The organism is Halobellus inordinatus, assembly GCF_024464655.1.
Taxonomy (GTDB): Archaea; Halobacteriota; Halobacteria; order Halobacteriales; family Haloferacaceae; genus Haloquadratum; species Haloquadratum inordinatus.
Map to the genome: position 1 here is coordinate 42,894 of NZ_JANHAV010000005.1, position 14,915 is coordinate 57,808.

The following is a 14,915-nucleotide window of genomic DNA, read 5'->3' on the forward strand; positions in this document are numbered from 1 at the left end:
GTCCGACCGGCGCTCACTCGCCGTGGCGGGTGAGACAGACCGGCAGCCCCACGAGTTCGACCGGCTCGGAGTTGTCCGGGGAGTAGACGACGGCCTGTCCCTTCTCCATATACGGGACCTTGTCTTCGAGTTCCGGCGGGATGTTGACGCTCTTGATCGCGTCCTCGTCGCCGAGGTTGAGCACGAGTCTGGTGTTGATCTGCTTGAATACGGATTCGGCGACGTCCTGTGGGTCCTGTGTGACCAAGAACAGGCCGAGCCGCTCTTTGCGACCCTGTTTGGCGGCCTCGGTGAACTTCGAGATCACCTTCCGCGCCTGGACGGTGTCGGCGTCGGCGAGGAAGTTGTGGGCCTCGTCCATCCCGAGCAGTAGGGGAGTCTCTTTGATCCGGTTCGAATCCGGCGCGTTCGAGAGCTTGTCGTCGATCAGCATACTGGAGACGGCGAGGACGAACAGTTCCTTCGCGCGGCTGGTCGAGAGGTGATACGTCGGGACGACCGTCAGTCCGCCGGGGCGGACGAGCTGGTGATCCAACTCGGTGATCGGCCGCGCGGACTGATCGAAGACGCCGTTCGGCACGCCGTGAACGCGACGCTTGACCGCGTCGAACGTCGATTCGTGAACCCGGCCGGACTCGTCGAGCTGCTCGCGCAGGGCGGGGTCGTCGAGGAACGTCAGGAACTCCGCGTACGTGCCGCTGTTTCCGTACTCGCGGAAGAACCGTTCGAGGAGGTGTTTGAGCGCGGGGTACTGATTCTCGTTGAGGCTGCTGCCCGCGACGAGCCAGGGGCGGTCGCGCGCCATCGAGAACGGGATCGTGAACTCCAACTGCTCTGCGCGGTGGTTGTCGCCGCCGTAGGGGACGCCGTCCTCTTTCGGGACGAGCGCCAGCGTGTCGTCGTGGCCGCCGTGGACGATGCCCTCGCGCTCGTAGCGCCGGGCGGTCGCGTCGTCCATCGCGGGGTTGTCGTCGTGCATCTGCGCGTACTCGTCCTGGGGGTCGAACTGGACGACCGCGAGCCGGGCGGACCGGCCGTCGTCCATCTCGTAGGTCCGGTCCTCGGCGAGCAGTTGGCGCAGAACGTTCTTCGTGGCGTGCGTCTTCCCGGAGCCGGTGCCGCCGGCGACCAGCGTGTGTCTGAAGACGAGGGGGTCTCCGTGGTCGTAGTCGTCTCTGAGCCGGTAGTCGATCGTCGGCGGCTGTGCCGCGGTCCGCACCTTCTCGCCCCCCACCGAGAGATGGCCGAGGAAGATGCCGTCGCCGGGGATTTTCAGCCCCGTCTTGATCTGGTCGGGATCGGTCGCCTCGGCGACGACGGCGCCCGGCTTCGGCACGCGGTCGACTATCCGGCGTTTGAGGTCGCCGTCGCTCTCGCCGGCCTCGCTCCCGCCAGCCTCGCTCTCGCCGTCGCTCTCGTCTTCGAACAGGACCGCGAGCGGGTCCAACGAGGCGACGAATTTGTAGTCGCGTTCCTCGAACTCGTCGCGGCGCATCGCCCGCCGCGCGTGGATTTCGGTGGCGTCGTCGGTCTGGAACTCCTGGGCGTACTCCAGGGCCGTAATACGAGAGAACAGCAGTTCGTCGTCCGGATAGGGAACGAGGAGGTACTTTCCGAGTCGGACAGTGTCGCGGTTCCCGGTCGTCACGTACGCTCGCAGCGACGTGTCGTCGCCGTCCTCGGCGACGCGGAGGCCTTGAGAGACCGCGATGGCCCCGATTCCGCGGTCCTGACCCGCAGGAGCGGCGTCGTAGCGCTCGAACGCGACGTCGCCAGTTGAATCGTCTGACCCGGCCGCGCTCGACGGCGTGCGATCCGCCGACGTCGCTTCCGCGTCCGTCTCCTCGCTCGTCGACGGCGCGGCGTCCCCCGCGGTCGATCGGTTGCTATCCGCTTGCCCGGAAGCGCTCTCGCCCGAACCGGGCTCGAAGTCGCCGAGATCCACCATATGTCTCGTGACTGCGCCGGCGACGATTAAAACACCTCGCCCGCCGGGCGAACGTCGGTCGGAAGCGCGTCCCCCCGGTCGACGGTCACTGGTTCGTCTGTCGGGCCCCTTTTCCCCGCCGGGACCGAAGGTCTGGTATGCTTCTCATACGCGGCCACGCCGGCGGGACCAACCTGACCGGGACTATCTTCGAGCGCGGCGAGCGCGCCCCTTCCTACAAGGGAGCGCCCGACGAGGACGCGCCGTACGTCTGGGTCTGCGACGAGTTCTACGAGGTCGAAAGCGGCGGCTCGGAGACGACCATCGACGGCGAGACGATCAACGTCGCGTTCGAGTCGCCGATGCCCCGCGGCTTCGAGACGCGCGAGCGGGCGATCGAGGCGGCCAAAGACCACGTCCGGACGCAGTTCGCCCGCGTCGGCGTGGCCGAGTCCGACGTCGAGATCGAAGTCATCAAAGAAGAACCGGGCGCTGAACACCCGTAGTCGGCCCCGAGTCACTACGTTCGGTCCCGACGTTCCGCTTTTTTCTGCTACTCCAGATCGCCCCACCGAACCTCGTCGTAGCGCTTGACCTCGTCGCTGTCGAGCGTCTCCGAGAACTTTCGTCTGAGCGAGGACTTCTCTCTGGCGCTGATACGGGCGAGTTCGTCGGCTTTCGCGACCGCCTCCGGCGGGCCGCGACGGGCCGCGACGTCGCCGAGAATCTGCCGGATGATCGCCTCGCGGATGTCATCGTCGCGGGCGAACGCGTAGGGCGTCTCGACGCGGTAGAGCACGTCAGTCTGGGGCTCGTAGACGACGAAGAAACACGTCTCGTAGAGCTGTGGGTCGAGTTTCCGCTCGACTCCGTACGCGTCGCCGTCCGCCGCGACGGTGGCGTCGACGCCGCCGCGAGAGACGAACCAGTTCGTGAACGTCAGTTCGTCCGTCCGGCGGCCCTCGGGGCCGCGAGTCCCCTCCCGCCCGGGAACCGACGTGTCGTCGTCGCGCCGTTCGAGTAGTTTGGTGAAGAACGCGGCGTCGTCGGTCCACGGGACGTCGATCTCTCGGTCGCCCTCCCGGAGCGTGCCGACGATCCGCTTCGAGGCCGGATTCTTGACGAAGCCGCAGATCGGCACGTCGCGTTCGACGAACGACTCGACCAGCCGGACGTAGTTCTCGACGACCGAACGCGGTTTCAGTTCCTCTGAGAGGGCTCTGAGTTCGGCGTCGCGCTCGCGCCAGTTGAGCAGTTCGACGGGGTACAGCGGGCCGTCGAGGATCAGGAGGTCGGAGACGGTCTCGGCGTGTTCCAGCGCGTGGGAACTCTCAGCGAGGTAGAGCGCGAGCGCGTGGACGATCCCCTCGGCGTAGCGGTTGACCTTCGGGACCTGCATCACGCGCCACCGGCAGTACCCCTCGTCGACTTTCCGCCAGGGTTCGTCCAGCGGGACCGTATCGTCGTTGACGTGGGCCGCCGCGACCATACTCCGGTGGCGGTGAAGCTCCAGATCCGAGGGGACCGACGCCATCGCGGCCTGTGCGAGGTCGACGACGAGTCCGTTCTTGAACGTCGTGGGGTTGATTGTCCCCGAATCGAGGCCGTGGACCGTCTCGAACGGAGCAGACGCGAGCGCGACGTCTTCGGCGTCGACGGCGCGCAGTCGCTTTTCGTCTACTGGTTCGACGACGACGCGCCCGTTGGGACCGTAGAGGGGATCGAGAAAGCCCTCCCAGATCCGCGCCGCGACGTCGACGTGGTCTGCGTCGTCCACGTGGCGTGCGAGGTACGCCGCGAGGTCCGCGATGCTGTCGACGTGGACGGGGTCGAGTGTCACGTCCGTGTCGTGGCGACAGAGCGAGAAAAAGCCCCCGTCGTCGCCGTGAGAAAAGGCAATACGTCTCGGGGACTTACCGGCGTCTGTGACAATCTCTGCGGTGGGGTTCGACCTCGACGAGACGCTCGCCGTCCCGACGCGGGATCGGGCGACGATCCTCGGGGACGCCGCCGACATCGCCGGTGCACCGCCGCTCTCTCGCGAGGCGTATCTGGAGGCGCACGCACGGAACCTCACCGGCGAGACCCGCACGCCGATCTTCGCGGATCTCCTCGCCGACCACGAGACTGACACGGACCCGGAAGCGGTCGCGAGCGCGTATCGGCGGGAAATCGCCGATGCGCTCGTCCCCGTACCGGGCATCGAGGCGTTTCTCGACCGACTGCGCGAGGAGTACCGGGTCGGCCTTCTCACGAACGGTCCGCGCGTGGCCCAGCGCGACAAACTGGGGATCCTGGGCTGGACCGACACCTTCGACGCCGCGCTGGTGACCGGCGAACTCGACGCGGGAAAGCCCGACACGGCCGCCTTCGCGGCGCTCCTCGACGCTCTCGGAACCGACGCAGCGGAGACGGCGTACGTCGGCGACGACGTCGAAGCCGACATCGCGGGCGCGGCCGACGCCGGACTCACGCCGATCCAGGTGCTCTACGAGGGCGGGCCGGAGCCGTCGTCGCGCGCGGCCGTCCATCTCCAGAGAGACGAACTCGTGACGCGGCTGCCGGATCTTCTCGACGAACTCTGATACGCGACGTCCGCAGCGAAGCTCCTACTCCGACGACGACGCGACCGCCCGGAGCGCCGGGAGCAACCACTTGACCTGCGCGCCGTCCTCGACGAACACGAGCGTCCGCGGCGGGTCGACCGCCTTCGGCCGGACGCGAAGCCCTTCCTCGCGGGCCGTGTCGGCGACGGCGTCGACGGCAGTTTCGAACTCCACGCGAACGCGTTCGGGTTGGACGAACACCGACGCGACGCGAGTGCTGTCGCCGTCACCGTCGCCGCTGTCGCTACTATCTTCTCGTTCGATTGCGTAGGCAAACGCGCCGTCCGGCGTCGGCTCGACGTCGGGGTCGGCGTCCGTGACCGAGAGCGACCGCAGGTCGTCCTCGTGCCCGGTGACCTCGGAGGCAAGAAACTGCGCGATGCGACGCCCGTCCGTCAGTCGCTCCTCGACCATACTGGCGCGTTCGACTCGTGGCGAAAAGAGGGCTCCGTTCGCCGACAGCGTTCTTTCGAACTACTCGTGGAGATCTGCTTACTCACCGAGATCTGCTTTCGCGGTCTCGATCGCGTCGCCCGCATCGACGTCCTGTTCGCGGGCGTACAGCGCCGCCGCGGCCTCGACCGAGATGCCGAGTCGCCGCTGACGGTCGTTCACCTCCGCGACGACGTCCTGTTTGTCGTAGCCGGCGGCGACGAGAGCGTCGAGGATGCGCTCGAAGGCCGACTGCTCGCGGAGGATCGACTGGTCGGGCTCGTAGTCCTCGGGGACGACCACGTCCGCGGGCTCGAACTGCGCGACGACCTCGCCGTCTTCGCGCGCGAGCAGCCCGCGACCCGCTGCTACGTCGATGAGCCGCTTTGCCTGATCCGGCGAGAACCAACTCCGATCTAACGAGAGCGCGACGACGAACTCCCCCTCGCCCAGTCGCGTCGTCCCCTGTTGTTTGAACGGGACGGCGACCGCTACTTCGAGGCTCATATCACGTCTGGATACGCGCCCGCACAAGGAGTCCTCGGTTTCCGGTCAGTACTGACCGGCCGTGCCGAGCAGCAACAGGAGCGTCGCGATCACGGACGCCACGCTGCTCGCGGCGGCGAGCGGGACCGCCGAGACGATGCCGACGACGCCGCCGCAGGCGAGACTGACACCCATCCCACCGAGCACGTAGTCGAATCGCGTCGGAGCCTCCTGCGGAACGGCGTCGACCATCCTGTAATTAGATATAATTAGAATCCCAAAAGAATATCTTGTGGTCCCGCGCGGTCGCCGTCGCTACGAGTCCGATGGCGTGTCTGTGTCTGACGCCCCCGACGTGAGGCCCTTCAGCGCCCACAGGACGAGCAATGCGCCTTCGATCCGAGCGGCGGTGTACACCCACGATTTCGCTTCGGCCTCGCCCCTCGTAGCGAGACCCACCCAGAGATCGGTGATTCGACGGGGTGCGAGCAGTTCGGCGATACCGAGCGCGAGTGCAGCGGCTCTGAGGAGCATACGAACATATCGTGTCGGAACGATAATACGTCTTCCGTCGGGTCACTCGGACGAAAGCGCCGAACCGCCGGGCTGTCCGGTCCCGGTCACGACACTTGCGCCGTCGCCTTCCGACTCAGCGGTGGCTCTCTTCGGCGTCTCAGATGGGTCGGGAAAGACGATCGTCGCTCCCGCCATAATCGGAGCCAGGAGACCGGCAGCAACGACTCCTGGGTCCCCGAGCGACCCCTGTACGAACACTTCTGTCCCGGGCTGGAGGTCGGCGTCGGCGACGGTGTCCGACGCAGCGGCGAGCGCCTCCGCGTGCGAGTAGGTCCGGCCGGCAGCCGCGAGCAGTGGGTCGCCCGGCGTGACCGTCGCGGGGTGGACCGCGGGGTTCTCGCTCCAGACCTCGGTCTCCCAGTGAGTCGTCGAGGGGTCTGTCGGCTTATCGCCGTAGACCGCGAGGCGGTGGCCCGGCGGCAGGTCGAAGTCGTCCTCGCGCTCTGCGGGTGCGACGACCGCCCGAGGGACGGTTTCTCCGATGTCGTCGGCGAAGCGCGTCACTGCACCCAACTGGGCCGCGCCGAAGAACGTGAGCACTGACTCGGGAAGCGCCTCCGGCACCACGAGAACCTCGTCGCCCTCGCGGACGCCGAGGTAGCGGAGGACGTTCCCGGCCTTATAAGAGGTCGTGATGAAATCGTAGTAGCTGTACGTGCGACCGGGCTCGTCGGCCCGGAGCGCGAGCCCCGAGGTCCGGCGCTCGCGAGCGACGAGGTCGCCGACGATGTCGGGATCCACGCCCGGCGATGGGAACGCGGCATCGGCGTCGTCGTCGGAGTCTGCGTCCGAGTCGGCGTTCATATCTGTGGGTCGTCTCCGGGGTGCAAAACGGCGTCGGCCGCCGCCGCGCAGGCACTCAGGGCGCGCCGGCCACGACGAACGTGCTCGATTCGTCGGCGTGGAGCTGGCGGCTCGACGCCGGCGCGACGCGGACGGCGTCGCCGGGGGAAAGCGACACGTCGTCGCCGTCGATGGTGATGCTGCCCGCGCCGTCGACGAGGTAGTACACTTCCTCGTGGCCGCCGTCGGCGTGGTCGTGTTCCATCCCGCTCCAGTCGGCGTCGACGTCGACGACGGTGAACCCGAGGTTCTCACAGTCGAGTTCGTCGCGGAGGAAGTACATTCTGGGGGCTTTCTCCTCGCCGTCTTCGTAGCTCGCTTTCGTGTATGACATACAGAGAGTGTTCGGCCGCGAGACACGTGAAAGTGAGGGCCGTGGTGAGCCCAGCCGACAGTATGGACAACTGCCGAGCCATACCCGCTTAGGGCATTGTGTTGTCGCTCTGGCCGATAACACGCACGTCTGGCTCGTCTTCGGCGCGCCGCGGGTCGGCACCGTCGACGACTTCAGGCCTACGTCGTCGACGACGAGGAGGAGTAGCGAGAACAGTCGCGGAGCGGAGGCGGTGCGGTGGCGGTCACGGAGCGGTAGCGGTGCGGTCGCAGTAGCCGAGCAGTAGCGGTCGCGGCGCGGAGGCGGTCTTCCCGTGTCAGTACCGCGAGGCGAGCGGGCGCTCGCCTCGCGGCTTTTTCCTCTAGGTTTTTGCGCGGTGGGTTCCCGCAGCGGCGCGAAGCGCCGCGAGGAAACCCACCGTGGAAAAAGGTAGATTAGAACGAATTCTTGATCTTCTCGAAGAAGCCCTCGTTGACGTCGATGTCCTCGCCGCCGGCCTCGGCGAAGGCTTCGAGTGCCTCTTTCTGCTCTTCGTTGAGTTCCTCGGGCGTCACGACCTGCACCTGCACGTAGAGGTCGCCGTGGCCCCGACCCCGGAGATGCGGCATCCCCTCGCCGCGGATCCGGAACTCCTCGCCGCTCTGGGTCCCGTCCGGAACGTCGAGGTCGGTCGTGCCGCCCACGGTCGGGACCTCGACCGTCCCGCCGAAGACGGCCTTCGGGAACGAGATCGGAAGGCGGTGATAGAGGTCGTCGCCTTCGCGCTCGAAGTCGTCGTGTTCGCGGACGGCGACGTCGATGAGCAGGTCGCCGTTCGGACCGCCGTTCTCGCCGGGCGCGCCCTCGCCTTCCATCCGGAGCGTCTGGCCGTCGCGGATGCCAGCCGGGATGTCGACCGAGAGCGTCGCCTCCTCGCGCGTGACGCCGTCGCCACCACAGGTCGAACAGGTCTCGCTGTAGGTTTCGCCCGAGCCCTCACAGCGCGGGCACGTCTGCGTCTGCTGCACGCGGCCCAGCGGCGTGTCGCGGACGGTCGTGGTCTGGCCGCGGCCGTTACACTCCGGACAGGTGTTCACCTCGGCATCCTCCGGGTGACCGCGCCCGTTACATTCCGAACAGGTCTCGGGGCGGGTGATCGTGAACTGCTTTTCGACGCCCTCGTAGACCTCCTCGAGGTCGAGCGTGACCTGCGTGCGGAGGTTCTGGCCCTGTCGCGGGCGGTTGCGCTGTCGACCCTGCCCCTGACCGCGGCCGCCGCCGAAGAACTGGCTGAAGATGTCCTCGAAGGGGTTGCCCTGGCCGCCGCCGCCCATTCCGCCGAACGGATTGCCTTGGCCGCGACCGCCGGCACCGCCCGCGCCGCCGCCGACGCCCCCGCGCTTTTCAGCCTGTTCGAAGCGCTCGTGACCCAGTTGGTCGTACATCTGGCGCTTCTCGTCGTCGGTGAGGACCTCTTTGGCCTTCTTGACCTTCTTGAACTTCTCCTCGGCGTCCGGCTCCTCGGAGACGTCGGGGTGATACTCTGCGGCCTTCTTCCGGTAGGCCTGCGTGATCTCGTCCTCGGTGGCGTCCCGGGAGACACCGAGTACGTCGTAGAAGTCCTCGCTCATTCGTTGTCGAATCAGTAGTTGGTTGAACTACTTCAACGGAACGGGTCGCAGAGAGTACGCCGTGGCCGAGCCATCCTGGTCGGACCACCACAGCAGGTCCTCGTGGCCGGGCTTTTGTACACCGCGGGTGAGAGGGCAGGTATGAAAGCCGTCCAACTGACCGGGCACGGCGACCGCGACGTCATCGAATACGACGAGTTCCCCGACCCAGAAGTCGGCCGCGACGAGGTGCTCGTCGACGTGAAAGCCGCCGCGCTGAACCACCTCGACATCTGGACGCGACGCGGACTCCCCGGGATCGATCTCTCCTTCCCGCACATTCCCGGGAGCGATATGGCCGGCGTCGTCGCGGAAGTCGGCACGGACGTGACGCGCTTCGAGCCGGGAGATCACGTCGCTCTCATCGCGGGCGTCGCCGGCGACGACGCCGAAGGCAGCGGCTCCGAGTTCCCGCGGCGGGACGATCCGACGCTCGCGCCCGACTTCCACATCATCGGTGAACACAGCCGCGGCGTCCACGCCGAGTACGCCGCGGTGCCGGCTGCGAATCTGGTTCCGGTTCCCGACCACGTCGACTGGGAGGTTGCCGGGTCGGCGTCCCTCGTTTTCCAGACCGCCTGGCGGATGCTGATCCACCGGGCCGAGCTCCGGGCGGGCGAACGCGTGCTGGTCCACGGTGCGTCCGGCGGCGTCGGCCACGCCGCGGTCCAGATCGCCGACTACGCCGGCTGTGAGGTGTTCGCGACCGCCTCCTCCGAGGAGAAACTCGCGTATGCGGCCGACTGCGGGGCGGACCACGGCATCAACTACGAGGAGTCGGACTTCGCCCGCGACGTCTACGACCTGACGGACGGCCGCGGCGTCGACGTCGTGGTCGATCACATCGGCGAGGCCACCTACGACGACTCGCTGAAGAGCCTCCGAAAAGGGGGCCGATTCGTCACCTGTGGGGCGACGACGGGGCCGAATCCGGACGCCGCGCTGAACCGGATCTTCTGGAACCAACTGGAGGTGATCGGCTCGACGATGGCGACGCCCGAACAGGCCGAGGAAGCGCTCGAACTCGTCTGGGAGGGTGTCCTCGAACCGCGGATCCGCGCGACCCTGCCGATGAGCGAGTCCGCGCGCGCTCACGAAATGATCGAGAACCGTGAGGGCTTTGGCAAAGTGGTCGTAATTCCGGACAGTGAGCTCTGACGACGAGGGATACGTCCATCGGCCGGGTGGCGAGGAGACGGCAGCCAGCGGAGCCTCGGCCGACACCGAGGCGGAGCCCGATGGCTTCGGGATGCGCGGTTGGGTGCTCGTCGGCGTCCTCGTCGTCTGCACGCTCGTCGTCCCCGGTATCATCTACATCCGCCCGGGAATCCTCTCTGCGATCGGCATTCCCTACATCGCTTCGTTGCTCGTGCTCCCGCTCGTTCCCGCGGCCGCGCTGGGTCTCACGGCAGTCTGGGCGATGACCGCCGCGACGAAAAACGAGTGAACGTCCGGCGAGTGACGCGGTTTTTCGACGATATCCACTGAATGCGCTTCGACTTGTAGGTTTCCAGAAAGACTTATCAGTATGTATGTGTGAGAACATCTCGCACAGATGTTCGAAACGTTCTCCACGAGCTACTACCTGGGGCGACTGTACGTCGAGCCGTCGGATCGGGACGTCCCCGCGATCCAGCGGGCGGATCACGAGCGGGTAAACGAGCACCTCTACGGCGACGAGGGGCTCTTCCGCACCGACGCGCCGCTCGTGATGAAACTCGATCGTGGCCACATCCCGGTCCTCGGCGACGACGAGGTCCCCTCGGGAACGCTCGCCGTCCCCGAATCGGTCACTGACGCCGACCTCCCGGCCGAACGCGACGTGTTGCTGGCGCGACCCGACCGCGCGGCCGAACTCCTCCGGTACTCGGGCTATCGTTTCGGCGACGACGAAGCCGTGGCGTGAGGTCGGGCCGGTAGCGACCCCCCGACAGCGCTGATTTTTGGTCGTTGCTCCGGTGTGTCCCGCAGTCTGAACGAGAACTGGAGCGCCTGCCGATCTGAGCGATCGAGGGTCGTCTCCGAGAACCGACAGTATAAGTGGCCCGGGGTCGCGCGTCGTGGTATGCTCGACGAGTTGCTCGGCCGCGCAGAGCTCAAAGCCCGGATCGAGGAACTAGAGGAGGAAAAACGCCACCTCGAACGCCGCGCCGAGGCCGAAGAGGAGCGCCGATCGGAGGCGGCCCGGAAGCGACAGGAGGCCGAGGCGGAAGTCAACCGACTCGAAGACCGGATCGAAGGGCTCGAAGAGCGGGTCGAGCGGCTCTCGGGCGACGAGACGGTCGACGTCGACTTCCGCGGTAGCGAGGCCCTCCGCGGCGAGCGCCGGGACGAGATCCTCTCGCGACTCGCGTCTTTCGAGACCGCCCCCGAAGGCGCACTGACCGCGATGGTCGACGAGGAGGTCCCCGAGGCCGTTTCGGACGCGCTCGGCGAGCGTGCGGCCCTGGTTCGTCGCGCCGCGCCCTGTCTCGTCTGCGTCGACGACGCCGGCCTCGTCGCTGCCGCGCTCGAACCGCCGACGCCGCCCGCGCCGTTCGCCGCGTGGGATTCCGAGTTCAGGCTCGATCGGTCGTGGTTCGCTCCCGCCGCACCGACGTGGGTCGCCCTCGTGCGCTCGGATCTGTTCGCGCTCGGGATCTACGACGGCGACGCCGTGACGCTCGTCGACGACATCGAGTCCGACGTGATGGGATCGCACTCGAAGGGCGGGTTCTCGCAAGCACGCTTCGAGCGACGGCGCGACCAGCAGGTCGACGACCATCTCGATCGGGCGCGCGAAGCTATCGAGACGCATCTTGATTCGGACGTGCGCGACGGTTCGATCGAGCTTCCAGACGATGCCGATCTGGTCGTACTCGGCGAACAGACGGTGCTGGGACAGTTCACCGACCTCGCCGACCGGACGGCTGCCGTCGACGCCAGTGGCGCCCCCGGCGAGGCGCTCCAGCGAGCGGTTCGAGAGTTCTGGACGGTCCGGCTGTCGCTGCTCTGATAGAGATTGTCGCAAGTCCTCATATAGTAGCGTTTGCAACTGATTACACAGCCAATCGCACGACTGCGTGCGATTCGGTGCGTGAAGACTTGCAAACGCTACTATGGATTTCTCGCCGGACGGTACGGCGAGAATCTCCGAACAGTGACGATAATCTATGAAGAGTGGCCAAACCACGAGGATTAAAACCGCTGTCGGCCTCGATTCAGGTATGACCGCAGGCTCAGACAGCGACGACCCCGAACGGGTCGTCGTCCTCGCACACGAGAAGTTCCCCGAGCGGGCGAAGACGGCCACGGGCGTCCTCAAGTACGCCGATTACGACGTCGTCGCCGTCCTCGACCGTGACCGCGCCGGAACGGTCACGACAGACCACCGGCGCGACCTGCCCGAGGTGCCGATCGTCTCCTCGATGGCTGACGCGCCCGAGGCGGACACGCTCCTGATCGGCATCTCGCCGATCGGCGGCGACTTCGACGACTCTTGGCGGCCCGACGTGCGTACCGCGATCGAACGAGGCTGTGACGTCGTCGCCGGCCTCCACTACTTCCTCTCCGAAGACGAGGAGTTCGCCGACCTCGCCGCCGAGCACGACGTCGCCCTCCGCGACGTGCGCAAGCCGAAAGAGGACCTGACCGTCGCCGGCGGCCGGAGCGCCGACATCGACGCCGAGGTCGTGCTGACGGTCGGGACGGACTGCTCGGTCGGGAAGATGACGGTCGCGCTCGAACTCGTCGAGGCCGCCCGCGAGCGCGGCGTCGACGCCGGATTCATCCCGACGGGCCAGACGGGCATTATGATCGCCGGCTGGGGCAACCCCATCGACCGCGTCGTCTCGGACTTCACCGCGGGCGCCGTCGAGGAGATGCTGCTGGAAGTCGGCGACGACTACGACGTGCTGTTCGTCGAAGGCCAAGGAAGCATCGTCCACCCGGCGTACTCCGCGGTCACCTGCGGCATCCTGCACGGCTCGATGCCCGACTCGATGGTCCTCTGCCACTCGGCGGGTCGCGAGGCGATCCACGGGTACGAGTCGTTCTCGCTGCCCTCGCTCGACGAATACGTCGACCTCTACGAGAACCTCGCCGCACCCGTCCACGAGGGCGAGGTCGTCGCGGGCGCGCTGAACACCTCTGACATCGAAGACGACGCGGAGGCACAGGCCGCCGTCGACGCCTACGCCGAGGAGCTCGGTCGGCCGGCGACCGACGTCGTCCGGTTCGACGCCGACGCGGTCCTCGATGCGATCCTCGGAGCGGAGTGACCGATGCTCTCGACGGAGTTCGAGCGCGTTACGCTCCCGCTCGCGGACGCGTTCACGATCTCGCGCGGCACCCAGACCACCGCGGAGAACGTCGTCGTCCGAATCACCGACGACGAGGGGACCACGGGCGTCGGTGCCGCCGCACCCTCAGCCCACTACGGGGAGACGGCCGCAACCGTCGAGGCGGTCCTCCCCGACCTGCTCGCGGTCGTCGAGTCCGTCGACGACCCGCACGCGATCGCGGCGATCGAACGGAAACTCCGCGGCGTCGTCGAGGACAACCCGGCGGCGCGTACGGCGGTCGACGTCGCGCTGCACGACCTCGCCGCGAAGCGCCTCGGCGTGCCGCTGTACCGACAGTGGGGTCTCGACCCCGAGCAGGCACCGAAAACGTCGTTCACGATCGGACTCGACGAGACCGACCGAATGCGCGAGAAGACGCGGGCCGCCGTGGACGACGGCTACGACGTGCTGAAAATAAAACTCGGTACCGACCGCGACGAGGAGATCGTCGCCGCCGTCCGCGAGGAAGCGCCCGAGGCGCGGATCCGCGTCGACGCGAACGAGGCGTGGACACCGCGTGAGGCGGTCCGGATGACCGACCGACTCGCCTCCTACGGCGTCGAGTTCGTCGAGCAGCCGGTTCCGGCGAGCGATCCCGAGGGCCTGCGGTTCGTCTACGAGCGTTCCGCGCTCCCGATCGCGGCCGACGAGTCCTGCGTGACGCTCCCGGACGTCCCGGCGGTCGCCGACCGAACGGACATCGTGAATCTGAAACTGATGAAGTGCGGCGGACTCCCGGAAGCGCGGCGGATGATCGCCGCCGCTCGCGCGCACGGACTGGAGGTGATGCTCGGCTGTATGATCGAGACGAACGCCGCCATCGCGGCCGCCTGTCACCTCGCACCGCTGCTCGACTACGCGGACCTCGACGGGGCGCTTCTCCTCGACGACGACGAGTACGCGGGCGTGCCGATCGACGGCAGCGAAATCCGTCTCGACGCGCTCGCGGATCGCGGGCTCACAGGGACGGGCGCACGACGGACTGAGTGAGCCGACTCCCGCCGAGCGAGCCGACGCCTCCGCAGGTTCTTATACCAATCCGACGCCAGCAGGCGTGTGAGATGACGTTCGTCCCGCGTCGGGCCGCGGTCGTTCGGCACGTCGACGCGGGATTGGTTGTCGGTGCCGACTGTTCGCCAGCCCACAGCGACGCGTCGCGGTCGTGTCAGGCCGATCGCTGGACTCGGCCCACCACAGTCGCGACTCTCGGCCGCTTCCGTTCCGCCGGACACACACGCTTAACCGCGCGCGACGAATAGTCGGACGTAGATGTCCCAGGTCACGCTCATCGGCGACCGGCTCGCGTCTCCGGGGACGGAGTTCGTCTACGAGGGCGAGTCGTCGGCGTGCGAGGGCTGTCCCTACCGACAGCAGTGTCTGAACCTCACCGAGGGCGTCCGCTACGAGGTGACGGACGTTCGCGAGAACGGACAACTCCTCGATTGCGCCGTCCACGATACCGGCGTTCGCGCCGTCGAAGTCGAGCCAGCCTCGATCACGGCCAACGTCGCCTCGAAGGGAGCCTACGCCGGCAGCAAGGTGACGCTCCCCGGCCCGTGCCCCCACACGGAGTGTCCGAGCCACGAGTACTGCGTACCGGACGGTGCGGACTTCGAGACGGAGTACCGGATCGACGAGGTCCGTGGCGACCCGCCCCACGAGTTCTGTTATCTCGACCGAGAGCTGACGCTCGTCGAACTCGCCCCGCCGGAATCGTAGTCGGAGCACTCGTCTCGCTCC

General features: G+C 67.3%; 18 protein-coding genes. 9 read left to right on the forward strand and 9 right to left on the reverse strand.

All coding sequences use genetic code 11. The features are described from left to right. Nucleotides 1-13 precede the first annotated feature (13 nt). Nucleotides 14-1,948 carry an ATP-binding protein gene (locus NO347_RS10465; protein WP_256289546.1) on the reverse strand — a complete coding sequence of 645 codons (1,935 nt, stop codon included), beginning with the start codon at nucleotides 1,946-1,948 and terminating at the stop codon, nucleotides 14-16. Between the two features lie 137 nt (nucleotides 1,949-2,085). Between NO347_RS10465 and NO347_RS10470 the strand changes: the two genes are divergently transcribed. Beyond that, on the forward strand, nucleotides 2,086-2,433 hold the full coding sequence (locus tag NO347_RS10470) for a DUF7113 family protein (protein ID WP_121569257.1): 348 nt from the start codon (nucleotides 2,086-2,088) through the stop codon (nucleotides 2,431-2,433). 47 nt (nucleotides 2,434-2,480) lie between these two features. On the opposite strand, the gene NO347_RS10475 is transcribed toward NO347_RS10470, so the two are convergent. Next, nucleotides 2,481-3,767 carry a DNA double-strand break repair nuclease NurA gene (locus NO347_RS10475; RefSeq protein WP_256289547.1) on the reverse strand — a complete coding sequence of 429 codons (1,287 nt, stop codon included), beginning with the start codon at nucleotides 3,765-3,767 and terminating at the stop codon, nucleotides 2,481-2,483. A gap of 85 nt (nucleotides 3,768-3,852) precedes the next feature. Between NO347_RS10475 and NO347_RS10480 the strand changes: the two genes are divergently transcribed. Next, the gene (locus tag NO347_RS10480; protein ID WP_256289548.1) at nucleotides 3,853-4,512 is read left to right on the forward strand and encodes an HAD family hydrolase; all 660 of its coding nucleotides are present in this window, start codon (nucleotides 3,853-3,855) and stop codon (nucleotides 4,510-4,512) included. 24 nt (nucleotides 4,513-4,536) lie between these two features. Here the strand turns inward: NO347_RS10480 and NO347_RS10485 are convergent, their stop codons facing one another. The 7 genes from NO347_RS10485 to dnaJ form a co-directional block, all read right to left on the reverse strand. Then, entirely contained in the window at nucleotides 4,537-4,947 is a 411-nt protein-coding gene (locus NO347_RS10485; RefSeq protein ID WP_256289549.1) for a DUF7993 family protein, read from the reverse strand. 78 nt (nucleotides 4,948-5,025) lie between these two features. Further along, entirely contained in the window at nucleotides 5,026-5,472 is a 447-nt protein-coding gene (locus NO347_RS10490) for a DUF2240 family protein (protein WP_256289550.1), read from the reverse strand. 45 nt (nucleotides 5,473-5,517) lie between these two features. After that, complete coding sequence (locus tag NO347_RS10495; protein WP_256289551.1) at nucleotides 5,518-5,703, reverse strand: DUF8015 family protein; 186 nt, start codon at nucleotides 5,701-5,703, stop codon at nucleotides 5,518-5,520. A 63-nt stretch (nucleotides 5,704-5,766) separates the two neighbouring features. Then, nucleotides 5,767-5,985 carry a hypothetical protein gene (locus NO347_RS10500; RefSeq protein WP_256289552.1) on the reverse strand — a complete coding sequence of 73 codons (219 nt, stop codon included), beginning with the start codon at nucleotides 5,983-5,985 and terminating at the stop codon, nucleotides 5,767-5,769. 42 nt (nucleotides 5,986-6,027) lie between these two features. Beyond that, the gene (locus NO347_RS10505; protein ID WP_256289553.1) at nucleotides 6,028-6,831 is read right to left on the reverse strand and encodes an acetyl-CoA synthetase; all 804 of its coding nucleotides are present in this window, start codon (nucleotides 6,829-6,831) and stop codon (nucleotides 6,028-6,030) included. Nucleotides 6,832-6,886: 55 nt separating this feature from the next. After that, on the reverse strand, nucleotides 6,887-7,204 hold the full coding sequence (locus tag NO347_RS10510) for a cupin domain-containing protein (protein WP_256289554.1): 318 nt from the start codon (nucleotides 7,202-7,204) through the stop codon (nucleotides 6,887-6,889). A gap of 434 nt (nucleotides 7,205-7,638) precedes the next feature. Beyond that, nucleotides 7,639-8,814: a molecular chaperone DnaJ gene (dnaJ, locus tag NO347_RS10515; RefSeq protein ID WP_256289555.1), complete on the reverse strand. Its 1,176-nt coding sequence runs from the start codon at nucleotides 8,812-8,814 to the stop codon at nucleotides 7,639-7,641. A 141-nt stretch (nucleotides 8,815-8,955) separates the two neighbouring features. On the opposite strand from dnaJ, the gene NO347_RS10520 reads away from it, so the two are divergent. From NO347_RS10520 to NO347_RS10550, 7 genes are all read left to right on the forward strand, one after another. Further along, nucleotides 8,956-10,011: a zinc-binding dehydrogenase gene (locus NO347_RS10520; RefSeq protein ID WP_256289556.1), complete on the forward strand. Its 1,056-nt coding sequence runs from the start codon at nucleotides 8,956-8,958 to the stop codon at nucleotides 10,009-10,011. Then, complete coding sequence (locus NO347_RS10525; RefSeq protein ID WP_256289557.1) at nucleotides 10,001-10,300, forward strand: DUF7977 family protein; 300 nt, start codon at nucleotides 10,001-10,003, stop codon at nucleotides 10,298-10,300. The genes NO347_RS10520 and NO347_RS10525 overlap by 11 nt, the downstream gene beginning before the upstream one ends. Nucleotides 10,301-10,408: 108 nt before the next feature. Beyond that, nucleotides 10,409-10,759 (forward strand): DUF5802 family protein, encoded by a 351-nt coding sequence (locus NO347_RS10530; RefSeq protein ID WP_121569268.1) that lies wholly within the window; start codon nucleotides 10,409-10,411, stop codon nucleotides 10,757-10,759. 159 nt (nucleotides 10,760-10,918) lie between these two features. Continuing rightward, nucleotides 10,919-11,848 carry a Vms1/Ankzf1 family peptidyl-tRNA hydrolase gene (locus tag NO347_RS10535; RefSeq protein ID WP_256289558.1) on the forward strand — a complete coding sequence of 310 codons (930 nt, stop codon included), beginning with the start codon at nucleotides 10,919-10,921 and terminating at the stop codon, nucleotides 11,846-11,848. A 211-nt stretch (nucleotides 11,849-12,059) separates the two neighbouring features. Continuing rightward, nucleotides 12,060-13,112, forward strand: a complete 1,053-nt coding sequence (locus NO347_RS10540) for an N-acetyltransferase DgcN family protein (RefSeq protein WP_256289559.1) — start codon at nucleotides 12,060-12,062, stop codon at nucleotides 13,110-13,112. A gap of 3 nt (nucleotides 13,113-13,115) precedes the next feature. Further along, the gene (locus NO347_RS10545) at nucleotides 13,116-14,165 is read left to right on the forward strand and encodes a dipeptide epimerase (RefSeq protein WP_256289560.1); all 1,050 of its coding nucleotides are present in this window, start codon (nucleotides 13,116-13,118) and stop codon (nucleotides 14,163-14,165) included. 279 nt (nucleotides 14,166-14,444) lie between these two features. Then, entirely contained in the window at nucleotides 14,445-14,894 is a 450-nt protein-coding gene (locus NO347_RS10550; protein ID WP_256289561.1) for a UPF0179 family protein, read from the forward strand. Nucleotides 14,895-14,915 lie beyond the last annotated feature (21 nt).